General features: G+C 71.1%; 10 protein-coding genes. 8 read left to right on the top strand and 2 right to left on the bottom strand.

Translation table 11 applies throughout. From position 1 onward, the window contains the following. Positions 1–397, top strand: a 397-nt coding sequence (locus tag R1101_RS0110860; protein WP_026003137.1) for a sensor histidine kinase, incomplete at its 5' end; no start/stop codon positions are given. Next, positions 394–1080 carry a response regulator gene (locus R1101_RS0110855; RefSeq protein ID WP_016933459.1) on the top strand — a complete coding sequence of 229 codons (687 nt, stop codon included), beginning with the start codon at positions 394–396 and terminating at the stop codon, positions 1078–1080. The genes R1101_RS0110860 and R1101_RS0110855, both read left to right, overlap by 4 nt. 13 nt (positions 1081–1093) lie before the next feature. Here the strand turns inward: R1101_RS0110855 and R1101_RS0110850 are convergent, their stop codons facing one another. Continuing rightward, a complete protein-coding gene (locus tag R1101_RS0110850) occupies positions 1094–2197 on the bottom strand; it encodes a serine/threonine-protein kinase (protein ID WP_232284728.1) in 1104 nt (367 codons plus the stop codon). 321 nt (positions 2198–2518) lie between these two features. On the opposite strand from R1101_RS0110850, the gene R1101_RS0110845 reads away from it, so the two are divergent. Genes R1101_RS0110845 through R1101_RS0110830 form a run of 4 tightly spaced genes read left to right on the top strand, consistent with a single transcriptional unit; the run spans position 2519 to position 6581 of the window. Beyond that, on the top strand, positions 2519–3289 hold the full coding sequence (locus R1101_RS0110845; protein ID WP_016933457.1) for a hypothetical protein: 771 nt from the start codon (positions 2519–2521) through the stop codon (positions 3287–3289). Then, positions 3286–4866 carry a DNA polymerase Y family protein gene (locus R1101_RS0110840; protein ID WP_016933456.1) on the top strand — a complete coding sequence of 527 codons (1581 nt, stop codon included), beginning with the start codon at positions 3286–3288 and terminating at the stop codon, positions 4864–4866. Before R1101_RS0110845 ends, R1101_RS0110840 begins: the two co-directional genes overlap by 4 nt. A 15-nt stretch (positions 4867–4881) precedes the next feature. Then, positions 4882–5655 (top strand): alpha/beta fold hydrolase, encoded by a 774-nt coding sequence (locus R1101_RS0110835; protein ID WP_016933455.1) that lies wholly within the window; start codon positions 4882–4884, stop codon positions 5653–5655. A gap of 11 nt (positions 5656–5666) precedes the next feature. Beyond that, positions 5667–6581: an exodeoxyribonuclease III gene (locus R1101_RS0110830; RefSeq protein WP_016933454.1), complete on the top strand. Its 915-nt coding sequence runs from the start codon at positions 5667–5669 to the stop codon at positions 6579–6581. A gap of 25 nt (positions 6582–6606) precedes the next feature. Here the strand turns inward: R1101_RS0110830 and R1101_RS0110825 are convergent, their stop codons facing one another. After that, positions 6607–7713, bottom strand: coding sequence for an alcohol dehydrogenase catalytic domain-containing protein (locus R1101_RS0110825; RefSeq protein WP_026003135.1), 1107 nt, complete (start codon positions 7711–7713; stop codon positions 6607–6609). A gap of 50 nt (positions 7714–7763) precedes the next feature. Here R1101_RS0110825 and R1101_RS0110820 point away from each other — a divergent pair, with 50 nt between their 5' ends. Further along, on the top strand, positions 7764–8354 hold the full coding sequence (locus R1101_RS0110820; RefSeq protein WP_016933452.1) for a hypothetical protein: 591 nt from the start codon (positions 7764–7766) through the stop codon (positions 8352–8354). Between the two features lie 55 nt (positions 8355–8409). Then, positions 8410–9112 (top strand): sucrase ferredoxin (locus R1101_RS0110815; protein ID WP_016933451.1); only part of this gene is annotated, 703 nt, incomplete at its 3' end.

Below are 9112 nucleotides of genomic sequence, written 5' to 3'. Positions count from 1 at the left end.
ACTCTCCACCCCGGCGTGTTTGGCTGCGTTGACGACCGCCGTCCTCGGTGCGACCCGCGAGGCGCTCGTCAACGCAGCCAAACACGCCGGGGTGGAGAGTGTGGACCTGTTCGCGGAGGTGGAACCGCATCAGGTGAGCGTGTTCGTACGCGATCGCGGCGTCGGATTCGATCCCGACGAGGTTCCCGCCGACCGGCAGGGGCTGGCCAGGTCGATCCGGGCGCGGATCGAACGTCGCGGTGGCCGCACCGTCGTGAAGTCGAGTCCCGGAAAGGGAACCGAGGTGCGCATCCACGTGCCGCGCGCGGGCCGGACGGATGCCGAACGCGAACAGGACACCGAGTCGACCTTAGAGTGGGGGGTGACCGACCCCCACCCCGAGGAGCAGACACAGTGACTTCGATTCCGGCGACATCGTCCGATGCCACCGAGAACAACCGTCCCTATCGTGTCTTCCTGGTGGACGACCACGCCGTCTTCCGCTCCGGGGTACGCACCGAACTGGGACGCGAGACCGACATGGAGATCGTCGGCGAGGCCGGCGGAGTTGCCGAGGCCGTCGCCGGGATCGAGGCGACCAAGCCGGATGTCGTGCTCCTCGACGTCCACATGCCGGACGGCGGCGGTGTCGCCGTCCTCCAGCGGATCCCCGACGGCCCGGTGTGCCTGGCGCTCAGCGTGTCCGACGCTGCCGAGGACGTCATCGCCGTCATCCGGGCCGGGGCGCGCGGGTACGTGACGAAGACGATCTCCGGTCCGGATCTGGCCGACGCCGTGCGACGGGTCGCCGGGGGAGACGCCGTGTTCAGCCCGCGCCTGGCCGGTTTCGTGCTCGACTCGTTCACCGGTCGGTCCTCCGCCCCGGAACCGCCCCTCGATCCCGAACTCGACTCGCTGACCCCGCGAGAACTCGAGGTGCTACGTCTGCTGGCTCGCGGGTACACCTACCGCGAGATCGCCGAGGAACTCGTGATCTCGGTGAAGACCGTCGAGACACACGCGTCGAACGTTCTGCGCAAGACGCAGCAGTCCAACCGCAATGCGCTGACACGCTGGGCGCACCGGCGGCGCATCGACTGAGCGTGGCGTCGGATCAGACGAGCAGTGCGATGACGACGGCGACGAGCAGCGCCACCAGGATCACCGCGACCATCGCCGCCATCGCCAGGGGTGCATAGGCGACGATGCGGTCCTGCGGGTTGTCGGGCACCGGCCCCTTCGGGAGCAGACGATCGAGCAGCTCCGCCGGGGCGAAACCCTTCGCCGGCCTCTTCGGGCCTCCGGAGGCCTGCGTCGCGGCGCCGAGGGACCGGTCGACGAAGGAACTGCGGGGGCGCGAGGGCTCGACGAAAGGGGCGGAACGTTGCGCCCACGACGGGATCGTGCCGTCCTCGTTCTGGATGGGACGGCCGCGCAGGGCTGCCGCGGACCCGTTCGGTCCGAGGGCCACACGGGCGAGCAGATCGCGTGCCTGCGCCATCGTCGGGCGCCGCGACGGGTCGGGCTGGAGCATCTCGAGCAGGGGCTCGGTGAGTGGACCCGTGTGCGTGGGCATGATGATCTCCGCCCGGGCGACCCGGTGCAGCAACGCGATCGAGTCGGCCTCGAAACCGAAGGGCGGCTGCCCCTCGACCGCGGTGTAGAGGGTCGCGCCGAGCGAGAACACGTCGCTGGCCTCGGTCGGGTCGTTACCGCGCGCGACCTCGGGAGCGAAATAGGCCGGGGTTCCGATGATCACGCCTTCGGGGTCGTTGTCGCCCTTCGCGCGGGCGATGCCGAAGTCGCTGATCTTCACGATGCCGGCGTCGCGGCCCCGCTCGGCGATGAGGATGTTGCCGGGTTTGACGTCGCGGTGGACGATTCCGGCGGCGTGCGCGGCGGTGAGGGCGTCGGCGACGTTCGCGCCGATCTGCGCCACCACGTACGGCGGGAGGGTGTCGACGACGTTCATCACCTGGGCCAGGCTGCGGGACGGCAGGTGTTCCATGACGAGCCACGGTTCGCCGTAGTGCAGTGCCATGTCGTACATCGAGATGGCGTGCTCGTGGGCGAGCTGGGCGGCCGCCCGGCCTTCCCGGAGTGCGCGGCGGCGGAGATCCTCGGCCTCGTCGGGATCGAGGTCGGCGGTGGAGATCACCTGTTTGACGGCGACGTCCCGGCCCAGGCGGTTGTCGCGCGCAAGCCAGACGGCACCCATGCCGCCACCTCCGAGCTTGGAATCGAGCCGATATCGACCGGCCACCAAGTGATCCGGCCCTACGGTCCGTCCTGCCCACGCCTGCTCCGCCACTCGATCGAGAGTAGTCGATCGGAGGTGAGCGGCCCGGCCGAAAGGCGTGTGAGCTGCACTGTAGTCCTACCTCGGAGGGGTGGCGTGTCGACTTGACGGAAGGAAGGTAGGTCGGGTCTACTTGATGAAGATCGAAAGTATGTTCGAATAAGGTTCGAGCCGGGCCACGACTTCCCCGTGGTCGGCCGGTCGTGTGTGTCAGGCGGCAGGCGGATGACAGGGGTGACAGTGGGCGAGGTGGCCGAATTTCCGGTGGGCGACGAGGAAGCGGGTCGCGCGGAACGGGCGGAACGGATCGAGGCGTTGCGGCGTCGTGTCGCGGCGGTGCCGGCACGTGGCGAGGGGCAGTCCGTCGCGCGAGGCGGGGTCGGAACCACGCCCGACCGCATCCTGTCCGTCCCGGATCCTCTCGCGGAACTGTTACCGCAGGGCGGCCTGGCGCGGGGGAGCGTCGTCTCCGTCTCCGGTGCCACCTCGCTTCTCCTCGGGATGCTCGCGTCCGTGACGGCCTCCGGCGGATACGCCGCCGTGATCGGTCAGCGCCGGCTGGGCCTGCTCGCCGCCGCGGAGATGGGCGCCCGATTACACCGGCTGGCGGTGATCCCCGATCCGGGACCGGATCCCGTGGAGATCGCCGCGGTGCTGCTCGACGGGATCGACCTGGTGGTGCTGGGGCTCGGTGGGGCGTCGGTTCCCCCGTCCCGTGCCCGCGCGGTCGCCGCCCGGGCGCGGAGCAAGCAGTCCGTCCTCGTGGTCACGGACGGTCGCTGGGAGGGGGCCCACGTGCGCCTGGAGGCGAGGGTCGACGGATATCGGGGTGTGGACGGTCCCGGCCGGGACCGGCTGTGCGCGACCCGCCTGTCGGTCCGGGCGCACGGGCGTGCGTTTCCTCCGCGCGCCACCCGCGTGGAGGTGTGCGCCGGCCGCAGTGCCGTCGAGTGGGCGAGTGAGGAGCGGAATCGGCTGGAGGACGGGCGTTTCCGTAAAGCGGTCCGGTGAACGACTCGTCCTCCCGGCGGGCGCCCGCGCGGGTCGTGGCCCTCTGGTGCCCCGACTGGCCCGCGGTCGCCGCTGCCACCGCCGCGGAGTTGCCCGCGACCGTCCCGGTGGCGGTGGTCTCGGCGAATCGCGTCGTCGCCTGTTCTGCCTCGGCGCGGACCGCGGGGGTCCGGCGCGGCCTGAGGCGGCGTGAGGCCCAGGCCCGATGCCCGGAACTGCATGTGGCCCGCTCGGATCCGGATCTGGAGGCGAGGACGTTCGAGGCGGTGGTGGTCGCGATCGATGCGGTGGCCCCGGGCGTGGAGGTGCTGCGTCCGGGTCTGGTGGTGCTCGCCGCGCGCGGTGTGGTCCGGTGGTTCGGTTCGGAGGAGGCCGCCGCGGAGGCCCTGATCGACGCGGTCGCGGCGACCGGAGTGGAATGCCAGATCGGTATCGCCGACGAGTTGTCCACCGCAGTGCTCGCCGCGAGACGGAATGCGCTGGTGCCGACAGGGCAATGCGCCGAGTTCCTCGCACCGCTGCCCGTCTCGTATCTCGCGGTGGAACCGGCGCCGGCGGCTCCCCGACGGGCCGACACGGTGGACCTGTTGCGTCGCCTCGGTATCCGCACCATCGGAGCGTTCGCCGCGTTGTCCCCGGTCGACGTGGCATCACGCTTCGACGCGGACGTCGTCGCTGCGCACCGGATCGCGCGAGGACTGCCCGAACGCCCCCCGTCGGGGCGGCCGATTCCTCCGGACCTGACGGTGGAGCATCCCTGCGACCCGCCGGTGGAACGGGTCGACGCTGCGGCCTTCGCCGGTCGCGCACTCGCCGAACTGCTCCACACCAGGCTCGCAGCAGCGGGAGTCGCGTGCACGCGGCTGCTCGTGACGGCACGTACCGGGGCCGGAGAGGAACTCGCACGCACCTGGCGCTGCGCCGAGCCGCTCACCCCCGAGGGCACGGCCGATCGGGTGCGGTGGCAGCTCGACGGGTGGCTCACCGGTCGCGCCACGAACCGGCCCACGGCGGGAATCGTGTTGCTGCGGCTCGAACCGGTCGAGGTCGTGGCCGCCGGCGCGCTGCAACTCGGGTTGTGGGGCGGTGTCGGCGACGAGGGCGAACGGGCACGTCGGGCGCTCGTCCGGGTGCAGGGTCTGCTCGGTGGGGACGCCGTCCGGATCGGCGTGCTCGGCGGCGGCCGAGGGCCCACCGAACGGATCGTCCTCGTGCCCGTCGGCGAGGAGGCGATACCGCACTCCGACCCGGACGCGCCCTGGCCGGGCCGGCTGCCGCCCCCGGCCCCCGCGCTGGTGTTGCACACCCCTCCCGCGATCCGTGTGGACGACGACGTGGGGAATCCGGTCTCGGTGACCGAGCGCGGTCTGCTCAGCGGATCACCTGCTCGGCTGCGATGGGGAAGTCGCAGCTGGACGGTGATCGGATGGGCAGGTCCGTGGCCGGTCGACGAGTACTGGTGGGATCCGGCCGCCGCCCGGTGCGCCGCCCGCCTGCAGGTGCTGCTCGAGGAATCACGGGCGTTGCTGGTGTTCTTCGGTGCCGACGGCTGGCGGGTGGAGGGCGTCTACGACTGAGTAGGCTCGAACATCATGAGATCTCCGGTCCTCACCGCCGCGCCGAACGGGGTCACCGTCGCCTATCGCGACTTCACGACGTCCGCCGCCGCCCGTTCCGTCCCCGTGCTGCTGGTGCACGGTCTGGGTGGCGACGGGCGCACGTGGAGCCGCTTCGCCGGATCCCTGGCGAAGGCGGGCCGGCGGGTGATCACCGTCGACCTGCGCGGACACGGACGTAGTGGCCGGGCCGGCTCGTACCGTTTCGGTGAGTTCGCCGCCGACGTCGCCGGACTGTGCGCCCATCTCGGCGTCGATGCCGTCGACCTCGTCGGGCACTCGTTGGGCGGTCACGTGGGATCGCTTGTCGCGCAACAGCATCCGGGCCTCGTTCGGCGGCTGGTCCTGGAGGAGACGCCCCTTCCGTTGCGGGAGGGGGATCCGGTGCCGGAGGTGCCCGCGCACCGTCCGACTCCTGCGGAGTTGTGGCACGCCGCGACCAGCATGGCACTCAACCCGCGCGCGGTCACCGCATTCGACCGTTCGATGACGCCCTCGGTGGTCGCCCAGTTCCACACGCCGAATCCGGCGTGGTGGCAGCGTCTTCCGTCCGTCGCCGCCCCGACCCTGCTGTTGCGCGGTGTTCGGCGCGGCAGCATGGTCGACCCGCGACTCCTGAGGGCGGCAGTCGAGGCGCTGCCCTCGGCCTCCGTGCGGGAGATCGGATGCGGGCACAGCATCCACCGCGACCGTGCCCGCGATTTCGCAGCGGCGGTCGTCCCGTTCCTCACGGATCGAGCGGTTGCCTAGACTGGACGATCGTGCGCATCGCGACCTTCAACATCAACGGAATCCGTGCCGCACAGCGACGCGGGTTCGAGGACTGGCTACGTGAGCGCAACCCCGATGTGGTGGCCCTGCAGGAGGTCCGCGCCCCGGCGGCCGCGATCCCGCAGGGTGTCTTCGGCAAGTATCACCTCGCCTACGACGAGGGCACCCTGCCCGGCCGCAACGGTGTCGGGATCCTGACCCTCCACGAGCCGGCCGCTGTGCGCACCTGGAGCGGCACGGCTCTGCTGCGGCTTCCCGGTGAGGAACATGTCGACCGGGTCGAGTTCGATCGGGGACCGCTGGCACGCGGACTGGCCGAATTCGCTCACGAGGGACGGTACGTCGAGGTGGATCTTGCCGACGCGCCGATCACCGTCGCGTCGCTGTACCTGCCGAAAGGTGGCCTCCCGGCACACCTTCAGAAGCCCGGGCGTATGCGCGACGAACCGGACGGCGGAGTGCGCTACCAGCGCAAGATGCGGTTCCTGTCGGCCTTCGCCCGGCAGCTGACCCGCACCCGGCTCGCGGCGCGCGCCCGAGGGCGGGAGTTCCTCGTCATGGGCGATTTCAACGTCGCCCACACCCGTTACGACGTGCGGAACTGGCGGCGTCGCGGGCAGGCCGAGGGCTTCCTGCCGGAGGAACGCGCCTGGTTCGATTCGCTGTTGTCACCGCGTACGCTCGTCGACGTCGTCCGCCGGCAGCATCCCGAAGTCGACGGACCCTATTCGTGGTGGTCGTGGCTGGGGGAGTCGTTCGCATCCGATTCGGGATGGCGGATCGACTACCACCTCGCCACCCCGCAGCTGGCCCGCACCACGATCTCGGCGGGGACCGACCGTGATCCGGCGCCGGACCGGAGGATCAGCGATCACGCGCCGGTAGTCGTGGACTACGACATCTGAACTACTACCGACATGGAATGGATGCTCAGTCCATGGTGAGGATCTGGCGCAGGGCGGTTCCGTCGGCCAGGGCGTCCATCGCCTCGTTGATCCGGCCCAGCGGCAGACGGTCGGTGACGAGCCGCTCGACCGGCAGTCGCCCGTCGCGCCACATGTCCACGAACCGGGGGATGTCGCGGGCCGGGACGGCGGAGCCGAGATAGCTGCCCACCAGCGAGCGGCCCTCACCGACGAGAGCGGTGGGCGAGATCTCGAGCCGGGCGTCGGGTGCGGGCAGTCCGACGGTGATCGTGATGCCTCCCGGCCCGGTGAGCGCGACCGAGGTGGCGAGGGCGGGCACGCTTCCCGCGGCCTCGATGACCAGCCGTGCCTTCACGCCTTGCTCGACGGCCTCGTCCGGTGAGAGGACGCGTTCGGCACCGAGCGCGCGGGCCGTGTCGCGCTTGTCGGGGGAGGTGTCGACGGCGATCACGGTCACGTCGTCGTGGGCCAGCGCCACGAGCAGCGCGGCCATGCCCACTCCACCGAGACCGACGACGACGAGCGTGTCCCCGGCCCGGGGCCGGGCGGCATTGACGACCGCGCCGCCGCCGGTCAGCACGGCACAGCCCATGAGCGCGGCGACCTCGGCGGGTACGTCGTCGCCGACACCGACCAAGGACCGCGTGTCGACGACGGCGTGGGTCGCGAAGGCCGATGCTCCCAGGTGGTGGTGGACGTCGTTCCCGTCGCGGTGCAGCCGCCGGGCGCCCGACAGCAGGGTCCCCGCAGCGTTCGCGGCCGATCCCGGGATGCAGGGACGGATGCCGTTGCTCGCGCAGCCCTCGCATTCGCCGCAGCGGGGCATGAAGGTCATGACCACCCGCTCGCCGACGGAGAAGCCGGAGCTCTCGTCACCGAGTTCGACGATGCGTCCGGCCGCTTCGTGCCCGAGGAGCATGGGCACCGGGCGGGGCCGGTTGCCGTCGACCACGGACAGATCGGAGTGGCATACGCCGGCGCATTCGATCTCGACCAGCGCCTCACCCGGTCCCGGTGGGTCGAGTTCGAGAAGGTCGACGCTGAGTGGGGTGGACTCCTCGTACCGCCGTCGACGTCCGATCTCCTCCAGGACTGCTCCGGTGATCTGCACGGGTCTCCCTTCCATGGGTGGCGGATTCCTCTGGCCTTAGCATCACGAGCATGACACTCACCCGGGCGGACCGCTTCCTCATCGGTGCTGCCGCCGTCTTCCTCGTGTCCCAGGCGAACATCGGCCGGGTTCTCGGCTCCACGGCGCCGACGGTGGGCGCCGTCCAGACCACCTTCTCGGCCTCGAAGTACCGGAAGATCCTCGACGAGCTCGGTCCCGACGAGATCGAGCGATATCGGCGGCACTACCACTGGGACATGGTGCACCCGGCGACCTTCGCGATCGCCCTGCGAGCCGGAGCACGATCACTCGACGAGCACCGTCCGCTGTCACCGAGCACGCGCCGGATCCTGATGACCGCGCCGGTCGTCGCCGCGGCGGGAGACTACGTGGAGAACGTCGTCGGTCTGTACCTGCTGGATCACCGCACGCGGATCGACGACCGGACGGTCCGGGCCGCCTCGACCGTCAGCGTCACCAAGTGGGTGCTGGCGCTGGGCAGCTTCGCGTACCTGTCGCAGGGATTCCTGCGGATGTGGAGTGGTGTGGCACTGCGGCGCCTGCGCCGCGGCCGACCGGTCACCGCGGGGTGCCTGCGCCGCGGCCGACCGGTCACCGCGGGGTGCCTGCGCCGCGGCTGACCCGTCACCACGGGGCGCCGAGCCGACGCGAGGGTGTCCGGGCCACAATGTCCGCGTGACCACCATCTCCGCCCCCACCTGTTCCGCACTGTCCGCGCTCGACGAACCGCTGCCCGGTACGGCAGCCACCGCGCCCGGCTACGTGTGCCTCGAGGTGCCGACGGGCTGGGGCCGCGACGTGCTCGACGGCACCGCCCTCGGCGCCGAGTTGTCGGACGAACTGTCCGTCCGGGCGAAGGCCGCGGACGTGCGGATCCTGTTCATCCGGAGACCCGGCCGCGACGTGGTGCGGGAGACCCGGACCGTCCTGCTGGCCCGTACCGAACCGGAGAACACCTGGTGCGAGCGGCTCGAGATCACCGAGCCGGCCGAGCTGCTCGACATCGTCCCCCGCGTGGTCGCAGGTCCGGCCCCCGGTCTCGGCGCCGCCGTGCAGGACCAGATCGCCCTGGTGTGCGCTCACGGCAAACGGGACCGGTGCTGCGCTGTGCTGGGGCGTCCGATCGCGGCCGCTCTGACCGCCGAGTTCGGGCAGGACGTGTGGGAGTGCTCGCACACCGGCGGACACCGTTTCGCGCCGTCGATGATCATGCTGCCCACCGGCTACACCTACGGACGGCTCGGCGAGGACGACAGCCTCGCCGCCGTCCGCGACGCCCGGAAAGGACAGGTCCACGCGGGGGGCCTGCGGGGTCGCAGCACCTGGGGTGCAGCCGGGCAGGCTGCCGAGATCGCGGTGCGCGAGGCGATCGACGAGT

Source organism: Rhodococcus sp. R1101 (assembly GCF_000278445.1).
GTDB classification, from domain to species: domain Bacteria; phylum Actinomycetota; class Actinomycetes; order Mycobacteriales; family Mycobacteriaceae; genus Rhodococcus; species Rhodococcus gordoniae.
This window is presented reverse-complemented; position numbering and strand designations above follow the sequence as displayed.